Source organism: uncultured Erythrobacter sp. (genome assembly GCF_947499705.1).
Classification (GTDB): domain Bacteria; phylum Pseudomonadota; class Alphaproteobacteria; order Sphingomonadales; family Sphingomonadaceae; genus Erythrobacter.
In genome coordinates this window covers 457,979-479,534 of the sequence record NZ_CANMPJ010000002.1, presented here as the reverse complement: position 1 = coordinate 479,534, position 21,556 = coordinate 457,979, and the positions used below count along the sequence as shown (strand labels likewise).

Sequence of the window (21,556 nt, the reverse complement as noted above, 5' to 3'; positions counted from 1 at the left end):
ATGATGGTTCGAGTGTTGCCTGCCGGCTGCCCCCCGTCTGCGTGCTAGCGAGTCGACTGTATTGTCGCACCCAACAGCCTGCGCACCTGGAAGCTGGCGAGGCAAATAGTCACAAATGATACCAAGTCAACTTATCGGGGCAGTTCCGCGACGAACCGTTCCACATCGTCGACGTCTACCTCCAAAATCCAGGTATCCGGGTCCTGAGAGCTGCGACGGTCGAGGTATTCTGAAAATTCAAACGGTTTTTCAGGGTCTTGTGCCTTCGCGCGCATGAATGATCGCGAACCGTCGAGCTGCGGCATTCTTTCGAAAAGCTCGGCATTCTGTCCGCGGCACATTGTAACAAGCAGGATTGTGCCTGCATCGCGCTCGCCCTTCGCAAGCACCATGCCCGATCCGCCCTGCGTCTCAGCGAGGCGAATCAAAGCTCCGACTTCCAGATGCGCGGGTAGCCGCGTTGTCATCAGTCGCCAGGACCCTTCGTGTAACCATCAAGGCTGGAGAGCGCGATCCGCGAGCGCATGAAGGTGCCCGTACCGCGCCCGATCTCGTCGCCTTCCGCATCAACCAGGCGTGATTCGGCGACGAATACCCGGCGCTTGCCGCTGACCCAGCGCCCTTCGGCCACGACCTCGCCAGCCCGCACCGGCTTGGTAAAATGCAGGTTGAAACTGGTGGTCAGCAGAAAGCGGTCGGTCGCAAGCGTATTGGCGGCGTAAAAAGCCGCATCGTCCAGCATTTTGAAATAGATCGTGCCATGCGCTGCGCCCGCCGCGTGATAGACTTCCTCATCGACCGTGAAGGTCAGCCGCGACATTCCTTCGTCAACAATTTCCATTCGCGACGCGAATTTGCCGTTGATCGGCGCAGAAGCATAGAGCCTCTCCAGCGCGCGGTAATGCAGTTCGGCACCGGCAGAGTTGGCCGGACCGGCTGTCGCCCCTTGATCGTCAGGCGGCATCACGCAGGAACTGATTGGTCAGCACCGAATAGAGCGCATCGCTGTCTGGCGCATCGAACAACATCTGAAGCATCGCTTCATCGCGGGTCGGACGCGAGATGGCTGCGAGCGCGTGGAGATGCGTCGCCCCAGCATCTTCCGGCGAAACGAGCCCGAATACGAGCGAAACCGGCATCGCATCGGCTGCCGCGAAATCGACCGGACGTTGCAGTTTGAGCAAGACGCCGGTCGGGCGCTTCACCTGGCTGCTGCGACAATGCGGAATCGCAACGCCTCGGCCGAAACCGGTGCTGCCTAGCGCTTCGCGCTGCTCCAATCCTTCGAGCAGGTCCGCTTCATCGAGTCCGTAAACCTCGGCGAAAATCTGGGAAATACGGCTGAGAACTTGCTGCTTGGTTTCACAATCAGCAAGATCGACCGCCTCAGGCAGCATTTTGAAATTGACGTTCATTGTAAATTCGAGATCCCGTAAACGAATTACATGTTCTCTCACGGCACAGCCGAAAGCGCCTGCGGGGTCCGCAGTGTCCCTTCCGTCTCCGTGAGCTGAACCTCTGTCGTTACCGACCGATTGTGGCGAAAAACTGTGCTTCGCGAGGTTCTATTGCGGTTCGACCCATCCGATCGACCCGTCTGCGCGGCGATAAACCATATTATGCCTGTCAGTTCCAGCATTTTTGAAAAACAGCGCTGGTGTATCGCGTAAATCGAGCATCATCACCGCGTCGGCAACACTGCTGGTCGGAATGTCCACGCTGGTCTCGGCAATCACTGGCGGTGCGTCGACAGTGACCTCTTCCGCCTCTTCGTCGACTGCGAAGATCGTATAAGCCGCTTCTTCCTCGGCACGGGCGTGTTGGGCCTGCTCGTGATGGTCTTTCAGCCGCCGTTTATAACGACGCAGCTGCTTCTCGATCTTGCCCGCCGCATCATCCAGCGCCACATGCGCATCGTGGGCATTGCCCTGCGCTTTCAGGATCAGGCCATGCTTCACATGTGTCACGATATCGCAGGTAAAGGTGCCCGCTCCGCCTTTGCCGAATGTCACATGCGAGGTGAGAGCGCGGTCGAAGTACTTCTCGACGATACCTTCCAGCCGATCCGTCGTATGCTCCTGCAACGCAGCGCCTGTTTCCACCTGATGTCCTGAAATGCGGATATCCATCGTCGCTCGGCCTCCTTCTCGAGTTTTGACCAATCCCGCACACGATGCCTTCGTGCGAGTTCAGCGGGCCCAGATCGCATCCTTGATCCCAGCCATGAATTCCTGATGCCGCGCGAGTTCATCAGCGCTCGCTGCATGCGGTCGCGGCTCGCGGCGAAGGCGCGCGGGGCTTCCGCCTCTTTCACTAACGGTTTCGGCAACACCTTCATCAATCGACGTCGTTACGCGTTCGGCAGCAAGCTCCAACCCGATCTGACGGCCACCGGTCAGCTCAACATAGACCTGCGCGAGTAATTCTGCGTCAAGCAGCGCGCCGTGTTTCACCCGGTGGCTGCGATCGACGCCGTAGCGTGTGCACAAGGCATCGAGTGAGAGCTTCGCGCCCGGATGCTTTTTCCGCGCAATCGCAACGGTATCGACCATCCGATCGAGGCTGATCGGTTCGCGCCCGATCCGCTCCAGTTCGGAATTGAGAAACCCGAAATCGAACCCGGCATTGTGCGCGACCAGGGGCACGTCGCCGAGAAATTCGAGCAGTTCGTCGACACCTTCGGCAAATTTGGGTTTGGTTTCGAGAAACGAAATCGAGAGCCCATGCACCGCTTCGGCAGCGGCGGGCATATCGCGTTCGGGATTGTAATAGGCGTGGAACGAATTGCCGGTTTCGACTCGCCCGACCATTTCGACACACCCGATTTCGACCATCCGGTCCCCTGTCTTGGGGTCTAGGCCGGTGGTTTCGGTGTCGAAAACGATTTCCCGCATTCTTGATACTATCGGCTCAACACTTGCGAAGCGCAAGAGGGGTTTATCGCGACAATAGAGCTAACTGGCAGTCGCTTTCATTTGCTCGATCAACGCGGCTACTTGAGCCTCGGTTTCCTCAAGTGTCGTGCCAGTGTCGATCACATGATCGGCACGCTTGCGCTTGTCGGCATCGGGGACCTGAAGGCCAAGGATGTGCTCGAATTTCTCTGCGGTCATGTCGGGCCGAGCGAGCACTCGCTCACGCTGCGTTTCGGGAGGAGCCGAAACCACTACCACAGCGTCGAACGCCTCGTGACCACCGTTTTCGAACAGTAGGGGGATGTCGAACACCAGCATCTCTGCCTCAGCGTTTTCCTCGTGGAACTGCAACCTTTTCAGACCGACGGCGGGATGAACGATGGATTCGAGCCGTTTGAGGGCGTCCTTGTCGCCGAAGACGAGCTTGCCGAGGGCATCGCGATCGACTCCGGCTTGGCCAGTTGATCCCGGGAATTCTGCTTCGATAGCAAGTAAGAGTTCACCGCCCGGTCCCTGCATTTTGCGAACTTCGGCATCGGCGTCGAATACGGGGATCCCGGCGCGCTCGAACATGGCGGCTACGGTTGATTTCCCCATGCCGATAGAGCCGGTCAGGCCGATCAGTTTGGGTTTGAGGGCAGACTCTTCGGTCATGCGCTGAGCTTCTCCATCAACTGATGATCGAGATCACGCGGCGGGGCCTCACCGAAGAACTTCTCGAACGCCGTCGCTGCCTGACCGATGAGCATCGACAGGCCGCCAATTGCGGCAAATCCTGCGCTTTTGGCGTTCGACAGAAATTTGGTCTCAATCGGGTCTGTGACGATATCGTAAGCGATGCTGCCCGGCGGTGCATGGCTCCAATCGAAAGCGAGTTCAGGCTGGCCGCGCATTCCTAAAGGCGACGCATTGATCACGAGGTCGAGACACCCTTCGCGATCGTCGAATTCGAAATGGGTCTCTTGCGCAAAGTGACTGAGCGGCGCGGCATAGTGTTCGCCATCGGGCACAAGCTCCTTGAGCAGTTTGCGGCTTTTGCCTTGATTCCGCGCTGCGAGGACAAGTGTGAAATTGTGCTGTGACAACGCGGTGATGATCGCCCGCGCTGCACCGCCATTGCCGATGATTCGAGCCATACGGAACAGGTGATCAGCGGCAAGTTTGTCCCGCAGAGGTTCAAGGAACCCCTCCGCATCGGTGTTCGCACCAATCAAGGTTCCACCTTCTCCTCGATAGACGGTGTTGACCGCGCCGATGGCCTTTGCCTGTGGTTCGATTTCGTCGAGCAGCGGGATTACGTCCTGCTTTAGCGGCATCGTGATATTGCACCCGCGCCAGCTCGAGTCTCCGCGGCGTTCAGAAATGTAGTCCGCAAGGTCTTCGCTCGCCACGCGGCGAGCCACGTATCGTGCCTCCAGACCAAGTTGCTCAAGCCAAAAGCCATGAATCAGCGGAGATTTCGACTGCGCAATGGGATCGCCGATTACCTCGGCATAGGGAAGCGAGCTGTCCTCGTTCATGTTTTCAGGACACCGTGTTCGCGCAACGCACCAAGAACCGGGAGCAGAGGCATGCCAAGCACGGTAAACTGATCGCCTTCGACTGCATCGAACAATTGCACGCCCATCGCTTCGATCCGGAAAACCCCAACGGTGTAGCCAACCTCGGGCCATTCGCGCTCGAGATAGTGCTCAATAAAGCCGTCTGACAGATCGCGAACCTGCAGCCGCGCAATATCGGCATTGCTCCATTCGCACACATCATCGCGAACCAACGCAGCGGCACTGTGCAATTCGATGGTCTTGCCGGAGAAATATCGCAGATGCTCAGCCGCATTCTCGCGAGAAGTGGGCTTGTCGAAGCGCTTTCCCTCAACGACTACAAGTGAATCGCTGCCGAGTATCAAGGTCTTGGGATGTACACGCGTTAGCGCCGCGGCCTTGGCGACACTCAACGCCTCGGCGATTTCGGGCGGTGACGCGCCGGTCAGGCCATCCTCAAGAGCGCGCTCGTCAATATCCGCCGGGATCGCTTCATACTCAACACCGGCGGCATCAAGCATCGCGCGGCGCGAAGCGGACTTCGACGCGAGGATTAGTTTCTCGGCGCTCATATCGGTTTCGCCACTCCGTCGACCGGTTTTTCGCGCCGTTTGCGCTCTTGCACCAGCCGAATGATCGCAGCGGCGCTTTCTTCAATAGAACGCCGAGTGACGTCGATCACCGGCCAGCCATTGTCGGCGAACATGCGGCGCGCAAACTGCAGCTCGGTCTTTACGCGCTCATTGTCGACATAGGACGTCTCCGTACCTTCATTGAGCGATAGCAGCCGGTTGCGCCGGATCTGGACCAGCCGCTCGGGCGCCGTGGTGAGGCCAACGACCAAAGGGTTGCGCAGACCGAACAGGCTCTTGGGTGGAGGGCTTTCGACCACCAGCGGAATATTGGCTGTCTTGTACCCGCGATTGGCAAGATAGATGCTGGTCGGTGTTTTGGAACTGCGCGACACGCCCGCGAGGACAATGTCGGCCTCCTCCCAATCCTCATGCGCGATCCCATCGTCATGGGCGATTGTGAACTGGATCGCATCGACGCGCCGAAAGTAGTCGGCGTCCATCGAGTGCTGCCGGCCAGGTCGGCCATGCGCTTCCTCGCCCAATTGCGCTTCAAGCGCCGCTGTCACCTGATCGAGCACTGGGACTGCAGGCAGGCCGAGATGACGGCAATGTTCTTCCAGCCTTGCCCGAGTCTCGGGATTCACCAGAGTGAAGAGAACCAGACCGGGATTGTCGGCGAGATCGGGAACAATGCGGTCGAGATGCTGGAGTGAGCGTACCATGGGCCAGAAGTGCCGACTGACATCCGGATCGTCGAACTGCGCCAACGCAGCCTTGGCAATCATCTCTAGCGTTTCGCCGGTAGAGTCCGAAACAAGGTGAAGATTCAGGCGTGTCATGAGGTGATTCGGCGCGACTTCTTCGGCTTGTGGACAGTCACAGGCATAAACCACGGGAGAGAACGGTCGACAAGCTGGGCATGCATTTTCATCCGCGTTCCGAGTCATTCAGGCGGGTTATTTCTCTACATGGGACAACAGATTTCGACAGGTTGGGGACAATGGGGATAGATTCCGATTGACCGCGTGATTACGCAGATTCGCACAGAGGTGTGGGGGTGTTCAGGTCGGGAGAATTCAGGCAGGAGCTGGGAATTCCCGCTTTCCACAGGGCCAACAGACTCCATCAAACCTTTTATAAAATATTAATATTTGATTAGAGGAACGCCATGCCTGGTCCGCTACTCGATTGCCTGAAGGGTGCCAAACCCGATATTGCTCCCGTCTGGCTCATGCGTCAGGCTGGGCGCTATCTGCCTGAATACCGTGAGTTAAGGGCCGACAAGGGCGGATTTCTGGAACTGGTCTATGACAGCGAAGCGGCTGCCGAGATCACAATCCAGCCGATCAGGCGATTTGGCTTCGACGGGGCAATCCTGTTCTCCGATATCCTGATCGTCCCGCATGCGATGGGACAGGGGCTGGAATTTCTTGCAGGGGAGGGTCCGAAGCTGAGCCCGACGCTGCTCGAGACAACGCTGGCGGACTTCACGCCCGCCTATGAGCGGTTCGATCCGATTTACGAAACCGTGCGGCTGACGCGTTCTCAGATCAGCGATGATGTGACGATGCTGGGCTTTGCAGGCTCGCCCTGGACGGTCGCAACCTACATGATTGCTGGCCAAGGGTCGAAGGATCAGGGGCCTGCCCGATTGCTCGCGTATCGCGATCCTGGCCTGATGCAGGCAATTGTCGACGCGATTATCGAAGTGTCGGTGACATACTTGCGTGGACAGATCGATGCAGGTGCGGAAGCAGTGCAATTGTTTGATAGCTGGGCGGGCAGTCTTGCTCCAGATGAGTTCGAACGCTGGGTCGTCGCGCCTAACGCGGCCATCACGGCGCAAATCAAGCAATCGCATCCGGACACGCCGGTCATCGGGTTTCCTAAGGGGGCAGGGGCCAAGCTGCCGGGATATGCCCGCGAAACGGGAGTTGATGCGATCGGGATGGATGAAACGCTGGATCCGGCCTGGGTCCATGCGAGTCTGCCGGATGGCATGCCGGTGCAAGGCAATCTCGATCCTTTGCTGGTCGAGGCCGGCGGACCGATGCTGGCGAAACGAGTTCGAGCCATTATCGATGCCTTTGAAGATCGGCCGCATGTGTTCAATCTTGGGCATGGAATTGGCCAATTCACGCCGATCGAGCATGTCGAACAATTGCTGGCGGCGCTGAGAGGATAGGTAGCGCGAATTATGGATGCTCTGCTTGCGATCAGTGATTGGCTGCGGATCGGCCATGTGATCTTCATGGTGTTCTGGCTTGCGGGGCTGTTCATGCTTCCGCGCCAGTGCATCTATATGCTCGATCATGCGCCAAGTTCCGAGGGGGAGGCCAAATGGGCGGATCGGATGGGCAAGCTGCGCAAGATCATTCTTACGCCCAGTCTGATCCTGGTATGGGTGTTCGGTCTCGCGATCGCTATTCCGGGTGGCTATTTCAGCGGGGCAGGGTGGCTCCACGCCAAACTTACCTTGGTGTTGATCCTGAGCGGCTATCACGGCTGGCTGGTGGCACAGACCAAGAAGATGGCGCGCGGTGAGCGACCGCTGTCAGAGAAGACCTTGCGCATGATCGGTGAAGTGCCCGGATTGCTGCTCGTGTTGATTGTCGCATTGGTCTATCTCAAACCGTTCTGAATTGGTTTTTACAGGACCTGGCAGATCACGCATTGACCTTCCCGCCAGCGACTCGTATTTTGCGATCCTCAAATCCGGTTTGACGGCGCAATTCCTGCCCCGTCTGTCTGCTTTCTCCAAGCCCAGCCTCTCTGACCATCATGGTCAAATATAGAGGGGCGCCTCGTCCAAAGAGGTACTGACCTGCCGGCCACTCCGACACTCACGGAATTAATTCACAATGCATCTTAAAGACCTCAAAGAAAAAACCCCGGCCGAACTGGTCAAAATGGCAGAAGAGCTGGGCGTCGAAGGCGCCTCGACCATGCGCCGCCAGGATCTGCTGTTCAGCATCCTGCGAGAGCTGGCCGAAGACGAAGAATATGAAGAAAAGATCATGGGGATCGGCACCATCGAGGTGCTGCAAGATGGTTTCGGCTTCCTGCGCTCGCCCGAGGCGAACTATCTCGCTGGGCCGGACGATATCTATGTCTCACCCAACCAGATCCGCAAATGGGGTCTGCGCACTGGCGACACGGTGGAAGGTGAAATTCGCGCTCCGAAGGATGGCGAGCGCTACTTTGCGCTGACGATGTTGACCACAGTCAACTTTGAAGATCCCGATGCGGTCCGGATGCGCACCAACTTCGACAACCTCACGCCGCTCTATCCAGATCAGAAGCTGAATCTCGATACGCTTGATCCGACTGTAAAGGACAAGTCTGCGCGGGTGATCGATATCATCTCGCCGCAGGGCAAAGGCCAGCGTGCACTGATCGTCGCGCCGCCGCGCACTGGTAAGACGGTGCTGCTGCAGAACATCGCCAAGGCGATTACCGACAACCATCCCGAGGTGTTCCTGCTGGTTCTTCTGGTGGATGAGCGACCCGAGGAAGTCACCGATATGCAGCGCAGCGTCAAGGGCGAGGTGATCTCCTCAACCTTTGACGAGCCAGCCAATCGTCACGTTCAAGTTGCTGAAATGGTGATTGAAAAGGCAAAACGTCTGGTCGAGCACAAGAATGATGTGGTGATCCTGCTCGATTCGATCACCCGTCTTGGTCGTGCCTACAACACGGTTGTTCCGAGTTCGGGCAAGGTCCTCACCGGCGGTGTCGATGCCAACGCATTGCAACGTCCAAAGCGCTTCTTCGGCGCGGCACGTAACATTGAAGAGGGTGGTTCGCTGTCCATCATCGCGACCGCGCTGATCGATACAGGTAGCCGAATGGACGAAGTTATCTTCGAAGAGTTCAAGGGTACCGGCAACTCGGAAATTGTGCTCGATCGCAAGGTTTCCGACAAGCGCATCTTCCCCGCGCTCGATGTCGGCAAGTCCGGGACGCGTAAGGAAGAGCTTCTGGTCGAGAAGGACAAGCTCTCCAAGATGTGGGTCCTGCGCCGTATTCTCATGCAGATGGGCACCGTAGACGCGATGGAATTCCTGCTCGACAAGATGAAAGATTCGAAGACCAACGAAGACTTCTTCGACACCATGAACCAGTGATCCGATTGCCGAGCTCCGGAGGCCAGACGTCTCCGCAGCTTTGCGATTGGCATTCGGCGTGCCCGGGGTTAAGGCTCCGGGCAAATGCTTAGCCAATATCTCTACATCAGCACCGCTCCGAGCCTTTCGCGCGACGACGTGGAATCAATTCTCGCCACCAGCGCACGGAATAACCCGGCCAACGGAATAACCGGGTTGCTGCTCTATAACGGACGGAACTTCCTTCAGCTGCTTGAAGGGGAAGAGGGCGAGCTAAAGACGCTGATGCTGCGGATTGGAAACGACCCGCGCCATTCAGGAGTCTCATTGCTCTCCAGCAAGACCATTGAAGAGCGCACCTGCCCTGAGTGGGCGATGAAGCGCATGTTTATCGCGGAATCGGTCGATAGCCGCAGGGATACGCTGGAATCGGAGCTTCCCGAGGGACTGGATTCCGAGACCCGCAAGATGATTGTGAATTTTGCGGTGTTGAATTAGCTGGGGCTAGCCTGACTGAGCTTTTTCGAGCTGTGCAGCCATCATTTCCCACACCTTGTTCACCGCTTTGAGCGGCCTCACCATCACTTTGAAATCGGTGATCAACCCATCATCATCAAAGGTGATCATGTCGATCCCATTGACGTGGATTCCATCCATCTCCGTGGTGAATTCCAAAACGGCGGCGTTCTCTCCCACAACTTCGCGGACGTAACGAAAACTTTCATTGCCGAGCGTTTGCCCCGCTGCACTCAGGTAGGCGACGACGATTGCTTGGCCAACCTGAGGCGTGTGAACCACAGGAGAATGGAACACGGCATCTTTGTGCATGATAGATCTGAGTTCGTCAGTTTTACTGCCGTTGCTGGCGACTTGGTACCAGCGGGCGAGGACATCTTCTATCTTCATTTCAATGCCTTACGATAGGTTTTCGGCAAAGAAGGCCGATGTGCGGCTATCGGCCAATTGCGCGGCGTCTTCGTCGCGGCGCTTACCGACTTCGGTGGCAAATCCATGGTCCAGACCTTCGTAGTCAAACAGCGTAACCTTGGGATGATCGTCAAGGCCTGCATGCATTGTTGCTTGGGTGTCTTTGTCGACGAACCCATCTTCGGTCGGAATGTGCAGGACGACCGGATGGGCGATGGCATGCTTCTCGCCAAGCAGCCCGTCGATCCCGACGCCATAATAGCCAACCGATGCGTCGATATCCGTGCGTGCAGCGGTCATGAAGGCGAGCCTGCCTCCAAGGCAATATCCGACGCATCCAACCTTGGCGACGCCGAGCTCGCGGCGGATGTGATGAATTGTCGCCTCGATATCGCGAATACCGATGTCTTGATCAAACTGCCCCATGAATTCAAGTGCTTGCTGGAACTCCGGTTCGATATCGGGATTGAGTTGGATACCGGGCTTTATCCGCCAGAACAGGTCGGGCGCGACTGCAAGGTATCCCTCTGCGGCGAGGTTGTCGCACTTCTGCCGAATGCCGGGATTCACCCCAAAAATCTCCTGAATCACGATGATTGCGGCTTTGGGAGAGCCGTGCGGATGAGCCACATAGGCTGAAAAGCTGGCGTCACCCTCAAGGGTTGGGATCGAGACGGTTTCGGTCATCGCATTGCGCTCCTGGGGTCGTGATAGGTGTTGGAAGACATCTATCCATTGCTTTGGTCTCGTTCCACACCCAAATGGTAGGAGGACCATGCTACGCGATGCAGGACGAGAGGAAACGCCATGAAGATCAACGTTGAAATCGAATGCACGCCTGAAGAAGCGCGTACCTTCATGGGTCTGCCCGATGTGAGCCAGGCAAACAGCGTCTATGTCGACAATATTGCGAAGGCGATGAAGGGCGTGAACAGCCCCGATCAACTCCAAGAATACGCGCAGGCACTTGCGCCGATGGGGCAGGTCGGTTTGAAACTGTTCCAGAGCTTTGTTGAAGGCGGAATGCGGGCCAGCTCGCCACGCTCGAATAGCGACAGCGATAAATCGTCTGATTGATCGATCCCGCGCCGATTGATCTGACGGGGCCAGAAATGACCCAAGCCACCATTTTTGCGATTTCAAGCGGCGCGCCACCTGCTGCAATCGCTGTGATTCGCATTTCGGGTCCGAAGGCGGGTGCGGCGCTGAACGAGCTTTGCGGTCGCGAGTTTGAGCCACGCCGAGCATCACTTTCCAAATTGATAGACGAGAATGGTGCCTTGCTTGATGAGGCGCTGGTCCTGTGGTTCCCCGGACCGCATACGGCGACAGGCGAAGATCTTGCGGAATTGCACTGCCACGGGGGTAGGGCGGTTATCGCGGCGATTGAGCGTGCCTTGAGTGCCATTGATGGCTTGAAGGGCGCCGAACCCGGCGAATTCACACGCCGTGCGTTTGCCAATGGTCGGATCGACTTGGCGGAAGCAGAGGGTTTGGCCGATCTCCTCTCGGCGGAAACTGAGCTGCAGAGAGCCGCCGCAGTGGCGAGCGCTTCTGGCACCCTCTCTTTGAAGTTTGAAAGTTGGAGATCGGAAGTTCTGCGTCTCTCGGCCCAGGTTGAGGCGGCGCTCGACTTTTCCGATGAGGATGATGTTTCCGAGCTCCCCGAGGGTTTCACGTGGAACATTGAACGCCTGGAAGAAGAGATATCAAGTTGGCTTAATCGACCGCGGTCAGAAAAGCTGGGGGAGGGCTTTCGTGTGGTCTTGGCGGGGCCTCCGAATTCGGGGAAATCCACTCTATTCAATGCCTTGGTTGAGAGTGAAGCGGCAATCACGTCTCCGATTGCTGGTACAACTCGGGATGTTATTGAGCGTTCGGTTGCCATAAAGGGTGTGCCGTTTTCGTTCGTTGATACGGCAGGATTACGCGACAGCGCGGCTGAAGACATCGAGGCAATGGGTATCGACCGCGCAAAGGGAGAATTGGCGAAGGCTGATCTGGTTCTGTGGCTGGGCGACGAAGGGCAGGGTCTGGTTGGGGCGTGGGAGATTGCCCCGCGCCGTGATGCGGGTGACTACGTTGCAAAGTCTGAGCCCGTCGCTGTGCTGTCGGCAAGGACCGGCGAAGGCATAGCTGATTTGAAGTCACGATTGCTGGATGCTGCACGCGATGCGTTGCCCAAACCCGGTGAAGCAGCGTTGAATTCTCGGCAGCATTCGCGTTTGGCTGAAGTCGCTGAAGCGCTGTCTGCGGCAAAAACTCTGACGGATCTGCTGCTCATCGGAGAAGAGTTGCGCCGGGGCAGATTGGCTTTCGATCGGCTAATTGGGCGAGCGACAACCGAAGACATGCTCGATGCACTATTTGGACGCTTCTGCATCGGCAAATAGCGGTGAACGGTCGTCGATGATGTTTCACGTGGAACACTCAAACTCTTCACGGCGGAATCAGCTTTGACGGGAAGGGCGCGAGTCCCTATTTGGCGCGCCATGCACAGCTTCGATGTTCTTGTGATTGGTGGCGGGCACGCCGGTGTTGAGGCAGCCTGCGCAGCGGCTCGTATGGGTGCTCGCACAGGACTGGTGAGCTTCGACCTCGACGCTGTTGGAGCGATGAGCTGCAATCCTGCAATCGGTGGGCTGGGTAAGGGGCATCTCGTTCGCGAAGTCGATGCGCTAGACGGTGTCCTTGGTCGTGCCGCCGATGCCGGCGCAATCCACTATCGGATGCTCAACCGTTCCAAGGGTAGCGCTGTCTGGGGTCCTCGTGTTCAGGCTGACCGTGTGTTGTTCAAGGCGTCTGTGCAGCAACAGGTGAGGGCGCAGAAGAACCTGACGCTCATTGAGGGCGAGGCTGCTGCCCTGTTGCTCGATGGTGAGGTTGTTGCTGGCCTGGAGCTTGCGGATGGCACGGCTCTCTCCGCTTCGCGCGTGATCCTCTGCACCGGCACATTTCTTGGTGGCGTGCTGTTTCGCGGGGAAGAGCGCTTTGAGGGTGGTCGGATCGGTGAAAACGCTGCGAAGCGCTTGGCAGAACAGCTGCGAGGCGCTGAATTGCCGATGGCTCGACTCAAAACCGGAACTCCACCAAGGCTTGATGGGGGTACGATTGATTGGGCCGTTTTGCCCGAGCAGCATTCCGATAACGAAGCATGGACGATGTCGCCTCTTACTGGAAAGCGAGCCAATCCGCAGGTGTTCTGTGCAATCACGCGAACGACCCACGCGGCCCATGATGCCATTCGGGCGAACTTGCATCGCTCGCCGCTATTTTCCGGGGCGATCGACGCTGCTGGGCCACGCTATTGCCCCTCGATTGAAGACAAGATCCACCGCTTTGGTGATCGCGACGGACATCAGGTTTTCCTGGAGCCGGAGGGGCTGACTACGCATCTGGTCTATCCCAACGGCATCAGCACATCGCTGCCGGTCGATGTCCAGGTGGAAATGCTCCACGCGATGCCCGGTCTTGGGCACGTCAATGTGGTCGAGCCTGGCTATGCGGTCGAGTACGACCACATCGATCCCCGCGCGCTGACGCCTGATTTGCAGGTGCGGGCAATCCCCGGACTGTATTGCGCTGGGCAGATCAACGGCACGACGGGCTATGAGGAAGCGGCTGCGCAGGGCCTTGTTGCAGGTCTGGAGGCGGCAGCTGCGGCCTTAGGAACCGAGGCACCTCAGCTTGATCGAGCCAACTCTTACATCGCGGTGATGATCGATGATCTCACACTGCAGGGTGTGAGTGAGCCTTATCGCATGCTGACCTCGAGGGCGGAGTATCGTCTGCGGTTGCGAGCCAATAACGCATCAACTCGGCTGACGCCGCTTGGCTTGGATGCTGGATGCATTGGAGACGCTCGCCGGCATTGGTTCGAAAAGCGCGAAGTCGATCGCGAGGAACTGACATCCGCATTCGCTCGAAGAGTTCACTCCCGCGAGTTGGGTGATCAAGGGTTGCCAATCCGCCGTGATGGCGGGGAAAAGGCGTTGAGCGAGTGGCTACGCCATGATGGTGTCGAACTTGCCGATCTCAAGCCATGGTTAGACGGGCTTGATGCTCTCGACCCTCTGCTCGCAGAGGAAATGGTCGAGGACTCGTCCTATGAGCCCTATCTGGCGCGCCAGGAGGCAGAACTGCGTGACCTGCGTGCGAGCGAAGAATTGCCTCTTCCGAGCGACTTTCCTTATGATGCTGTACCTGGCCTTTCGAACGAGATGGTTGAAAGGTTGAGTGCGGCTGCGCCAACCACTCTGGCTGCCGCTGGCCGGGTCCCGGGTATCACACCTGCCGCGCTTTCAGCTTTGCTGGTTCACGCGCGCCGCCGTCAGACCATAGGGCAGCGCGCCGCGTGAGTGATCGGAACTTGATCGAAACCGAAGAGCAGGCGCGCGCCTATGTCGAGGGTTGGGCAGATCAGGCAGCGATGGATCGGTTAGAGACTTTTGCGACGCTGCTCCTTGCAGAGAACCAAAAGCAGAATCTCATCAGCAAGCCTTCCCAAGCGCAGATTTGGCAGCGTCATATTGCCGACAGTGCGCAATTGCTTGAGCATGTTCCACGTGGAACACCTGCCAATACGTCGGGGCCCTGGCTGGACCTCGGAACAGGCGCGGGCTTCCCGGGCATTGTGATCGCAATCTTGCGCCCTGACATTCCGACAGTTTTGTTGGAATCTCGCGCGCGACGGGTAGAGTTCCTCCAACACAGTGTCGATCAGCTCGGTCTTAACAACTGCCGCGTTATTGGCGAGCGGCTCGAGAAGGTGAAGCCCTTCGAAAGTTGGGTCATTTCGGCACGCGCCTTTGCTCCACTGGAAAAGCTCCTCCGTTTATCCGCACCCTTCTCCACAAAGGAGACGCGCTACGTCTTGCCCAAGGGGCGCTCGGCAAAGCACGAGTGGAAACAGCTAAAACCGTCGATTCGGACAATGTTCCACGTGGAACAGTCGCTCACTGACGACGAAGCGGGCATCATCGTGCGTGCCTGATGCGGCAAAAGGCGCTATTATGCGCCGAGAAGGGAAAGCCTGAGATGCTGACAATCGCCATTGCGAACCAGAAGGGCGGGGTGGGTAAGACCACGACGGCGATCAATATCGCTACCGCGATGGCTGCCACTGGCTGGAAAACCTTGTTGATCGACCTCGATCCGCAGGGAAACGCTTCGACCGGCATGGGCGTAGGGGCGGAATCCCGAGGTCTTTCGAGCTATGATGTCCTTGTTGACGAGACGCCGCTCGCCAATGCCATCGTTGAAACCAGTATCCCTGGCCTCGACATCGTGCCAGCGACACAGGATCTCAGCGGCGCAGAGGTGGAGTTGGTTTCGGTCGAAGAGCGCACCGAACGCCTTCACTCGGCGCTAGCGAACCACACAGGCCATGAAATCTGCTTTATCGATTGCCCGCCGTCGCTTGGATTGCTGACTCTGAATGCACTTTGTGCGGCGGATACGCTGCTGGTGCCGCTGCAATGCGAGTTTTTCGCGCTCGAAGGGCTTAGCCAGCTGCTTCAGACCGTTGAGCGGGTGCAGCAGCGTTTCAACACTTCGCTGGACATCATTGGTGTCGCGCTGACGATGTTTGATCGCCGCAATCGCCTAACTGACCAGGTCGCTGACGATGTGCGCGATTGTTTGGGAAATCTGGTCTTCGAAACCGTAATCCCGCGCAATGTGCGGCTCTCCGAGGCCCCTAGCCATGGCTTACCGGCCCTCGTCTATGACCATTCCTGTGTAGGAAGCCGCGCCTACATCTCACTCGCGAGAGAATTGATCGGTCGTTTCCCTCCTGAAAGACAAGCAGCATGAGCAAGAGCCCGACAGATCCGATTCGTTTTTCCGTACCCCAGCGCAGCCCGGCGGATCGAAAGAAGAAGCTTGGCAAAGGACTTGGCGCTTTAATGGGTGAGACGAAGCGTGAAGAACCGCTAGTGCAGGGCGAGGATGCAGGCGCGGCCACCTCTAGTGGCGCGTCGCCGAGCGATTCGCCCCTTAAGACGATCTCCATTGCGTCCATTGAGCCGCTACCGGGCAATCCTCGTAAGCATTTCGATGAGGCGGCGCTTGATGAACTGGCCGCTTCGATCGCGACCCGCGGTGTGATTCAGCCAATTATCGTCCGGCCAAAGGGTAATGGCCGATTTCAGCTTGTCGCAGGTGAGCGGCGTTGGCGGGCGGCGCAGAAGGCGCGGCTGCACAATATTCCGGCTCTGGTCCGCGAGCTCAACGACCGTGAGGTCATGGCGCTTGCCTTGATCGAAAACCTTCAGCGTGAAGACCTCAACCCGGTAGAAGAAGCCAGGGCATATCAAAGGCTTAGCGATGACGAAGGGATGACGCAGGCAGAAATCGCCCGCATGGTCGAAAAATCCCGTAGCCACGTCGCCAACATACAGCGTCTGTTGAATTTGCCCGAGAAAGTGCTTGATCTGGTCGAGGCGGGGCGGCTCTCAATGGGCCATGCGCGGGCGCTAATCGGTCAGGACGATGCCACGTCGCTCGCCCAGCGTGCGGTCAACGACAATCTCTCTGTCCGTGAAATCGAAAAGCTCGTCCGACAGGTCGCCAAAAAGGTGATGGGCGGTGTGAATGGCAAGGCCGATCCCGCGCGCAGCGCAGAAGAAAATGCCGACATTGCAGCGGTTCAGCGGCACTTGGAGGATTTTCTTGGTCTCAAAGTGCAGATCAAGGCGGACGCTGATCCGCGCTCGGGAGCCATCACAATCCGCTATGGCACACTCGACCAGCTCGATCTCGTCTGCCAGCGCCTTACAGGCGGCGATATTTAGTCCAAATTAAGCACGGGTGGTGACGCGAAATTCCCGATCTTTCGGGGGTTTCCCTCTGCGCTTGCCCTGATTCCTTACCGAGCCGGTAACCATACTCAAAAACGAACCTTGAACTCGGTGATCATACTTAGATCGAGCGATCGGGCAGTTGTGTCCGAATCGACAGGCGTTTCTCGCAGACCACATTGAGGGCGCCTGCATCGGGTTTAAAGAAGACCACGCTTGGAAGGACCAATAATGACCAAGACTTTTCGTATCGGCGTCGCCGCCATCGCTACCTTCGCCGCCATGGGCACCGCTGCTCAGGCTCAAGATTCTGCGACGGCTGATGCTTCGGCTGAAGTTCTCGACGCTCTCGTGCTGACCAATAACGGCGCACTTGATTTTGGTGCCATGGTTGTCAGCGGCGCTGGCACTGTCACTCTCGACTCTGCAAACTCGCTGACCTGCACCGATCCAGACATCGTTTGCTCGGGCACGACTTCGGTCGCTGCTTTCGACGTTGCAGGCACCGCAAACCGCGATGTCACGATCAACCTGCCAGCTGGCACGGTGAACCTGCGTCACCCTAGCTACAACGTTGCAACCAGCACCGGTGAGCACACCATCGAACTCGACGGATTCACCTCGAGCGACAACAACGCTGTTTCGGGTGATCCGGAAGTCAGCCTCGACGGAACAGGCAATGCGACCTTCACCGTTGGTGGCACCATCACTATCGACGGCAGCGAAGAAGCTGGCCTGTTCGAAGGCACCTTCGACGTTTCGGTCGAATATTCGTAAGAATTGCACTTCTGCCTGAAGGCAGAGGACAATCTTCACAAGCGTTGAGCCGCGTCCCCAACAGGGCGCGGCTCTTCGCATTTTCGCAGTTGGCGTCGCGAGGTGAACCCCGCAGATGTTTAATCCATCTTAACCCTCTTTGCTTACCAAGCTCCGTGAAAACACGCGGTTTGGTGCGTTTGCGCGAGCCGTAACCAGACGGGGGCCACCTTCATAATGCCATTCAAATCTCTTCGAAAATTGAGCCGTAGCGCTGCAATCATTGCCGCGATGGCGACGACGGCAATCGCTACGCCCGTAAGCGCGCAGGGCGATCTGCTGGTCGCGCCGACACGCGTTATTCTTGATGGCAGCCGCGGAACTGAAGTGATTCTCAGCAATATCGGGTCTGAAGAGGCGACGTATCGGATCGGTCTCGAGTTACGCCGCATGCTTGAGAATGGCCGGCTGGTTCCGGTCGAAAAGACCGACGCGAACAACACTGAAGAGGCCGCGCTCGGCATGATCCGCTACGCGCCTCGCCGGATCACCTTGCCGCCGGGCCAACCGCAAGCAGTACGCCTCGCTGCCCGTCCAGGCGCGGATCTCCCCGATGGCGAGTACCGCGTGCATATGTCGTTCAAGGCAATTCCGAAACCGCGCTCGGTTACCGATGAGCAGCAATCGTCGGAAGGCGTCTCGATCCAGTTGATTCCGATCTATGGTGTGACGATTCCGATCATCGTGCGCCACGGCCGGGTCGAAGCTCAGGTAGCAATCACTCAGCCGCGCATCGTCCAGGGCGAAAAGGGCCCTGAACTGGCGATCGATATCAGCCGCACAGGTGACAGTTCGACTTTCGGAGAGCTGCGCGTGACAAAGTCCGGCGTTGAAGATCCGCTGGTGCTGCTTCGCGGCGTCGCGATCTATCCTGAGATCGGGAAGCGCGAAGTGCGCATCCAGCTGACTCAGGAACAGGCTGCACGTTTCAACGGCCAGCTGCGTTTCGAGTATCGCGACATGCCTGAAGCTGGCGGCGCGGTGATCGCAGCTGTCGACGCGTTTGTCGGCTAAAGCGAGCTGCCGGTGGCTCAGCCACCTGGCGCAACGATCATGTTCTTCTGCCGAAACCGAATCATGGGCGCTGCCGCGAATGTCGCGGTGGCGCTCAGCGCGTTCGGCCTTGGCGCAGCAACCCTTTCGAACCCGGTTCAGGCACAGGAGAGCTCGGCATCGACCGCTGGCTGGCAGGCCAATGACGATGATTTCTTGTTTCTTCAGCTCGTCGTCGGTTCCTACAAACTGAATTACGACGTTCGCGGCTATCAGACCGATCGCGGCGTTTGCCTCGATCTGGCCGACGTCATTCAGTCGCTCGACCTTCCTGTCCGCATCGACAAGAAGTCGCGCCGCGCAACTGGGTGGTTGTTCAGCGAGGATCAGAAATTCACGCTTGATCGCGACTCCAGTACAGTACAAAACGTGAACACAGGCAGCGCTCCGCTCAAAAGCGACATTTACGATACGCCTGAAGGGTGGTGTGTGAATGTGGAGGCTCTGTCGAGCTGGTTCGATATCGAGTTCAAGCCAGATCTCTTCAATGCGGTTGTCAGGCTCGAATCCGATCGCGAGCTGCCATTTATTCAGGCCATTGAGCGCAGAAGTCGCGCGGCACGACTGCGGGGCAAGCCCAAGCAGTTTGATCTTTCGAAGTTTCCGAACAAGGAAATGGAATACCGGCCCTGGCGCACTCCCTCGCTCGATGTGGTCGCACAGGCGGGCTATCAGGCTGGAAATGCGGTCGGTTCGCGAGATGGTGCGACGGGTCGGCTAGAACTGTACGCTGCGGGTGAGGCGCTCGGCGCGAGTTACACCGCGCGATTGGCGACCGATGATCAGTTGGGTCCGCAAACTGTCCGTCTGCGCGCCTATCGTAATGATCCCGAAGGCAACCTGCTTGGTCCGCTCAAAGCGACACAGGTGGCCGCAGGTGACGTCGAGACGCTAGCCGGACGGCTGACGGGGCAAACGGCCATCGGTCGGGGCGCTTTTGTCAGCAACCGCCCACTCGGGCAGGCGTCGCGCTTCTCGGCAACGACCTTGCGCGGCATTCTGCCGGCAGGATGGGATGCGGAGCTGTATCGTAACGGCCAGCTGATCGCGTTCCAGGATGATCGCGGCGATGGTCGTTACGAATTCCTCGAAATCGACCTGTTCTTTGGTCGGAATGAGCTGGAAGTAGTCTTGTATGGACCCCAAGGGCAGATCCGGCGCGAGAAGACGTCAATCCCGGTCGGCTTCAACCAGATTGAGCCCGGGGAGACCTATTACTGGGCCGGTGTCGTCCAGAACGATCGCGATCTGATCGATCTAGGCAATGGGGTGCAGAACCAACCGCAGAAATGGCGCTGGGGTCTGGGCGTTGAACGCGGCTTGGATAAGCGAACCAGCGCCGCCATCGGCGTCCAGAACCTCTTTTTCGCCGGCGCCCGCCGCACTTATGCGGAGGGATCGGTTGCGCGCAGTTTCGGGCGATTGCAGCTCGAGCTGGCCGGTGCGCATGAGTTTGGCGCGGGCAGCGTTGCCGAGCTGAATACTGCTGGGCGCTTTGGGCGATTCAATTTCGGAACCAATACATTGGTCTCATTCGGGAATTTTACAAGCGAGTTCGCCAATGAAGAGCTCGACTTCCGCGCCGGCTTCAACGTCGATACGTCGCTCAAGCTCGGCCGGTTCGGATTGCCGATCCAGGCTGAGGCCACCCATTCCAAATTGAGCGATGGGTCGGAGGTGAACGAATTCCTGCTGACCACCTCGGTCAGTGCGGGGCGTGTGGCTGTGTCGGCGCAGCTCGATCACCAGCAGCAATCCGCAGGTGAGACGACAAGCGCGCGGAAGGACACGCGCTTGCGCCTGCTCGCGAACACTCGGCTCAAGGGTCTTCGGTTGCGCGGCAACGCGACATTCCTGCTGAATGGCAGGAACAAGGGGCTCGATACTGCGGATGTGCGGATCGATAAGGAACTCGATCGCGATTCCGATCTGCAGGGACAGCTGGAATATATGGCTCGCACCGATGAATTCCGTCTCGCAGCCGGATATTCTCGCCGCTTCGAGAAATTCTCACTGCGCGGAGATGCCTTTGTTACCTCGAGCGGGGGAGTTGGGGCCAACGTGCAGCTCGCCTTCAGCCTGGGACCAGACCCGGTAGATGGCGGGATCCGCGTTTCGCACAACAAGCTGGCCCGCAGTGGCCAGGCGGCAGTCACGGTGTTCCGGGACGATGATGGCGACGGCATTCGTGATCCGGGTGAGGAATATCTCAAGGACGTGCTGGTCGAGGCGGGGTTGCGCACGACCGATGCCTATACCGGAGAGAATGGCCGTGCGATCGTGGATGAACTTCGCCCGTTCCGCCCTGTCCTGGTCGGTGTGGACGAAACAACTCTGGGTGATCCATTCCTCGCTCCGAGCAACAAGGGCGTCGTTATCACTCCTCGTCCCGGCGTGATCGCACAGATCGAGCTTCCCATGTCGCCAACAGGCGAGATCGAAGGCCTTCTGCTGAATCCCTCGGGCTTGAAACAACCGGGGGTGAAGCTCGAACTGCTCAATGCCAGAGGCGCTGTCGTGGCCGATACGATCAGCGAGTTTGACGGTTTCTTCCTGCTGCAGAAGGTGCCCTATGGCGAATACCGCCTGAGGATCGCTGAGGATGCGGCGCGTAAACTGGCCGTCAGTCAGGAATTGACCAGCGAGAAACTGGTGAACGGACTGCGCGTGAACCGCAAACAAGACATCGTCCGTCTCGGTTCGATCAAACTGCGTTCGGCGGATCCCGAACCGGAATCCGCCGACACGACAGTGATCGCCGCTGGCCCCACGGCTTCACCGGGGAACGATGGTGCGCTTGGAAGTCCGCCGCTGCCTTAGGGC

General features: G+C 58.1%; 24 protein-coding genes. 13 read left to right on the top strand and 11 right to left on the bottom strand.

The features are described 5' to 3' along the window. Positions 1–131: 131 nt before the first annotated feature. The 9 genes from Q0837_RS15185 to Q0837_RS15145 form a co-directional block, all read right to left on the bottom strand. Complete coding sequence (locus Q0837_RS15185; protein WP_298470790.1) at positions 132–467, bottom strand: DUF1491 family protein; 336 nt, start codon at positions 465–467, stop codon at positions 132–134. Next, complete coding sequence (locus tag Q0837_RS15180) at positions 467–964, bottom strand: PaaI family thioesterase (RefSeq protein ID WP_298470788.1); 498 nt, start codon at positions 962–964, stop codon at positions 467–469. The genes Q0837_RS15185 and Q0837_RS15180 overlap by 1 nt, the downstream gene beginning before the upstream one ends. Then, positions 954–1,415, bottom strand: coding sequence for a PTS sugar transporter subunit IIA (locus Q0837_RS15175; RefSeq protein WP_298470786.1), 462 nt, complete (start codon positions 1,413–1,415; stop codon positions 954–956). Before Q0837_RS15175 ends, Q0837_RS15180 begins: the two co-directional genes overlap by 11 nt. 150 nt (positions 1,416–1,565) lie before the next feature. After that, on the bottom strand, positions 1,566–2,129 hold the full coding sequence (raiA, locus tag Q0837_RS15170; protein ID WP_298470784.1) for a ribosome-associated translation inhibitor RaiA: 564 nt from the start codon (positions 2,127–2,129) through the stop codon (positions 1,566–1,568). Between the two features lie 60 nt (positions 2,130–2,189). After that, positions 2,190–2,894 (bottom strand): DNA polymerase III subunit epsilon, encoded by a 705-nt coding sequence (gene dnaQ / locus Q0837_RS15165; protein WP_298470783.1) that lies wholly within the window; start codon positions 2,892–2,894, stop codon positions 2,190–2,192. A 60-nt stretch (positions 2,895–2,954) separates the two neighbouring features. Continuing rightward, a complete protein-coding gene (gene coaE, locus Q0837_RS15160; protein ID WP_298470781.1) occupies positions 2,955–3,569 on the bottom strand; it encodes a dephospho-CoA kinase in 615 nt (204 codons plus the stop codon). Then, positions 3,566–4,435 (bottom strand): shikimate dehydrogenase, encoded by an 870-nt coding sequence (aroE, locus tag Q0837_RS15155; RefSeq protein ID WP_298470779.1) that lies wholly within the window; start codon positions 4,433–4,435, stop codon positions 3,566–3,568. Before aroE ends, coaE begins: the two co-directional genes overlap by 4 nt. Then, positions 4,432–5,028, bottom strand: a complete 597-nt coding sequence (locus Q0837_RS15150; protein ID WP_298470777.1) for a Maf family protein — start codon at positions 5,026–5,028, stop codon at positions 4,432–4,434. The genes aroE and Q0837_RS15150 overlap by 4 nt, the downstream gene beginning before the upstream one ends. Further along, positions 5,025–5,870, bottom strand: a complete 846-nt coding sequence (locus Q0837_RS15145) for a pyruvate, water dikinase regulatory protein (RefSeq protein WP_298470775.1) — start codon at positions 5,868–5,870, stop codon at positions 5,025–5,027. The genes Q0837_RS15150 and Q0837_RS15145 overlap by 4 nt, the downstream gene beginning before the upstream one ends. 329 nt (positions 5,871–6,199) lie before the next feature. Here Q0837_RS15145 and hemE point away from each other — a divergent pair, with 329 nt between their 5' ends. The 4 genes from hemE (at position 6,200) to Q0837_RS15125 (ending at position 9,635) form a co-directional block, all read left to right on the top strand. Continuing rightward, entirely contained in the window at positions 6,200–7,216 is a 1,017-nt protein-coding gene (gene hemE, locus Q0837_RS15140; protein WP_298470773.1) for a uroporphyrinogen decarboxylase, read from the top strand. Between the two features lie 12 nt (positions 7,217–7,228). After that, on the top strand, positions 7,229–7,672 hold the full coding sequence (locus Q0837_RS15135) for a CopD family protein (protein WP_298470771.1): 444 nt from the start codon (positions 7,229–7,231) through the stop codon (positions 7,670–7,672). A gap of 220 nt (positions 7,673–7,892) precedes the next feature. Beyond that, positions 7,893–9,158: a transcription termination factor Rho gene (gene rho / locus Q0837_RS15130; protein ID WP_298470770.1), complete on the top strand. Its 1,266-nt coding sequence runs from the start codon at positions 7,893–7,895 to the stop codon at positions 9,156–9,158. A gap of 84 nt (positions 9,159–9,242) precedes the next feature. After that, the gene (locus tag Q0837_RS15125) at positions 9,243–9,635 is read left to right on the top strand and encodes a BLUF domain-containing protein (RefSeq protein ID WP_298470768.1); all 393 of its coding nucleotides are present in this window, start codon (positions 9,243–9,245) and stop codon (positions 9,633–9,635) included. 6 nt (positions 9,636–9,641) lie between these two features. Here the strand turns inward: Q0837_RS15125 and Q0837_RS15120 are convergent, their stop codons facing one another. Next, positions 9,642–10,043: a nuclear transport factor 2 family protein gene (locus Q0837_RS15120; protein WP_298470766.1), complete on the bottom strand. Its 402-nt coding sequence runs from the start codon at positions 10,041–10,043 to the stop codon at positions 9,642–9,644. 9 nt (positions 10,044–10,052) lie between these two features. Beyond that, positions 10,053–10,751, bottom strand: a complete 699-nt coding sequence (locus Q0837_RS15115) for a dienelactone hydrolase family protein (protein ID WP_298470764.1) — start codon at positions 10,749–10,751, stop codon at positions 10,053–10,055. Positions 10,752–10,871: 120 nt separating this feature from the next. Here Q0837_RS15115 and Q0837_RS15110 point away from each other — a divergent pair, with 120 nt between their 5' ends. The 9 genes from Q0837_RS15110 to Q0837_RS15070 all read left to right on the top strand — a co-directional run bounded on the left by Q0837_RS15110 (position 10,872) and on the right by Q0837_RS15070 (position 21,553). Further along, positions 10,872–11,141 carry a DUF6489 family protein gene (locus tag Q0837_RS15110; protein WP_298470762.1) on the top strand — a complete coding sequence of 90 codons (270 nt, stop codon included), beginning with the start codon at positions 10,872–10,874 and terminating at the stop codon, positions 11,139–11,141. Between the two features lie 35 nt (positions 11,142–11,176). Next, a complete protein-coding gene (gene mnmE / locus Q0837_RS15105) occupies positions 11,177–12,457 on the top strand; it encodes a tRNA uridine-5-carboxymethylaminomethyl(34) synthesis GTPase MnmE (RefSeq protein ID WP_298470760.1) in 1,281 nt (426 codons plus the stop codon). 99 nt (positions 12,458–12,556) lie between these two features. Beyond that, positions 12,557–14,422 (top strand): tRNA uridine-5-carboxymethylaminomethyl(34) synthesis enzyme MnmG, encoded by a 1,866-nt coding sequence (gene mnmG, locus Q0837_RS15100; RefSeq protein WP_298470758.1) that lies wholly within the window; start codon positions 12,557–12,559, stop codon positions 14,420–14,422. Between the two features lie 11 nt (positions 14,423–14,433). Further along, a complete protein-coding gene (rsmG, locus tag Q0837_RS15095; RefSeq protein WP_298470756.1) occupies positions 14,434–15,057 on the top strand; it encodes a 16S rRNA (guanine(527)-N(7))-methyltransferase RsmG in 624 nt (207 codons plus the stop codon). A 44-nt stretch (positions 15,058–15,101) separates the two neighbouring features. Beyond that, positions 15,102–15,878, top strand: a complete 777-nt coding sequence (locus tag Q0837_RS15090) for a ParA family protein (RefSeq protein ID WP_298470754.1) — start codon at positions 15,102–15,104, stop codon at positions 15,876–15,878. Beyond that, positions 15,875–16,858 (top strand): ParB/RepB/Spo0J family partition protein, encoded by a 984-nt coding sequence (locus tag Q0837_RS15085; RefSeq protein ID WP_298470752.1) that lies wholly within the window; start codon positions 15,875–15,877, stop codon positions 16,856–16,858. Before Q0837_RS15090 ends, Q0837_RS15085 begins: the two co-directional genes overlap by 4 nt. Before the next feature lie 237 nt (positions 16,859–17,095). Further along, positions 17,096–17,641, top strand: coding sequence for a DUF4402 domain-containing protein (locus Q0837_RS15080; protein ID WP_298470750.1), 546 nt, complete (start codon positions 17,096–17,098; stop codon positions 17,639–17,641). 216 nt (positions 17,642–17,857) lie between these two features. Next, the gene (locus tag Q0837_RS15075) at positions 17,858–18,694 is read left to right on the top strand and encodes a molecular chaperone (protein WP_298470749.1); all 837 of its coding nucleotides are present in this window, start codon (positions 17,858–17,860) and stop codon (positions 18,692–18,694) included. Between the two features lie 63 nt (positions 18,695–18,757). Beyond that, the gene (locus Q0837_RS15070) at positions 18,758–21,553 is read left to right on the top strand and encodes a carboxypeptidase-like regulatory domain-containing protein (RefSeq protein WP_298470748.1); all 2,796 of its coding nucleotides are present in this window, start codon (positions 18,758–18,760) and stop codon (positions 21,551–21,553) included. The last annotated feature ends 3 nt before the right edge of the window (positions 21,554–21,556 follow it).

Coding starts and splice junctions, on each gene's coding strand:
- Q0837_RS15185 (WP_298470790.1), bottom strand. CDS start 467: ATGACAACGCGGCTACCCGCGCATCTGGAAGTCGGAGCTTTGATTCGC.
- Q0837_RS15180 (WP_298470788.1), bottom strand. CDS start 964: ATGCCGCCTGACGATCAAGGGGCGACAGCCGGTCCGGCCAACTCTGCC.
- Q0837_RS15175 (WP_298470786.1), bottom strand. CDS start 1,415: ATGAACGTCAATTTCAAAATGCTGCCTGAGGCGGTCGATCTTGCTGAT.
- raiA (WP_298470784.1), bottom strand. CDS start 2,129: ATGGATATCCGCATTTCAGGACATCAGGTGGAAACAGGCGCTGCGTTG.
- dnaQ (WP_298470783.1), bottom strand. CDS start 2,894: ATGCGGGAAATCGTTTTCGACACCGAAACCACCGGCCTAGACCCCAAG.
- coaE (WP_298470781.1), bottom strand. CDS start 3,569: ATGACCGAAGAGTCTGCCCTCAAACCCAAACTGATCGGCCTGACCGGC.
- aroE (WP_298470779.1), bottom strand. CDS start 4,435: ATGAACGAGGACAGCTCGCTTCCCTATGCCGAGGTAATCGGCGATCCC.
- Q0837_RS15150 (WP_298470777.1), bottom strand. CDS start 5,028: ATGAGCGCCGAGAAACTAATCCTCGCGTCGAAGTCCGCTTCGCGCCGC.
- Q0837_RS15145 (WP_298470775.1), bottom strand. CDS start 5,870: ATGACACGCCTGAATCTTCACCTTGTTTCGGACTCTACCGGCGAAACG.
- hemE (WP_298470773.1), top strand. CDS start 6,200: ATGCCTGGTCCGCTACTCGATTGCCTGAAGGGTGCCAAACCCGATATT.
- Q0837_RS15135 (WP_298470771.1), top strand. CDS start 7,229: ATGGATGCTCTGCTTGCGATCAGTGATTGGCTGCGGATCGGCCATGTG.
- rho (WP_298470770.1), top strand. CDS start 7,893: ATGCATCTTAAAGACCTCAAAGAAAAAACCCCGGCCGAACTGGTCAAA.
- Q0837_RS15125 (WP_298470768.1), top strand. CDS start 9,243: ATGCTTAGCCAATATCTCTACATCAGCACCGCTCCGAGCCTTTCGCGC.
- Q0837_RS15120 (WP_298470766.1), bottom strand. CDS start 10,043: ATGAAGATAGAAGATGTCCTCGCCCGCTGGTACCAAGTCGCCAGCAAC.
- Q0837_RS15115 (WP_298470764.1), bottom strand. CDS start 10,751: ATGACCGAAACCGTCTCGATCCCAACCCTTGAGGGTGACGCCAGCTTT.
- Q0837_RS15110 (WP_298470762.1), top strand. CDS start 10,872: ATGAAGATCAACGTTGAAATCGAATGCACGCCTGAAGAAGCGCGTACC.
- mnmE (WP_298470760.1), top strand. CDS start 11,177: ATGACCCAAGCCACCATTTTTGCGATTTCAAGCGGCGCGCCACCTGCT.
- mnmG (WP_298470758.1), top strand. CDS start 12,557: ATGCACAGCTTCGATGTTCTTGTGATTGGTGGCGGGCACGCCGGTGTT.
- Q0837_RS15090 (WP_298470754.1), top strand. CDS start 15,102: ATGCTGACAATCGCCATTGCGAACCAGAAGGGCGGGGTGGGTAAGACC.
- Q0837_RS15085 (WP_298470752.1), top strand. CDS start 15,875: ATGAGCAAGAGCCCGACAGATCCGATTCGTTTTTCCGTACCCCAGCGC.
- Q0837_RS15080 (WP_298470750.1), top strand. CDS start 17,096: ATGACCAAGACTTTTCGTATCGGCGTCGCCGCCATCGCTACCTTCGCC.
- Q0837_RS15075 (WP_298470749.1), top strand. CDS start 17,858: ATGCCATTCAAATCTCTTCGAAAATTGAGCCGTAGCGCTGCAATCATT.
- Q0837_RS15070 (WP_298470748.1), top strand. CDS start 18,758: ATGGGCGCTGCCGCGAATGTCGCGGTGGCGCTCAGCGCGTTCGGCCTT.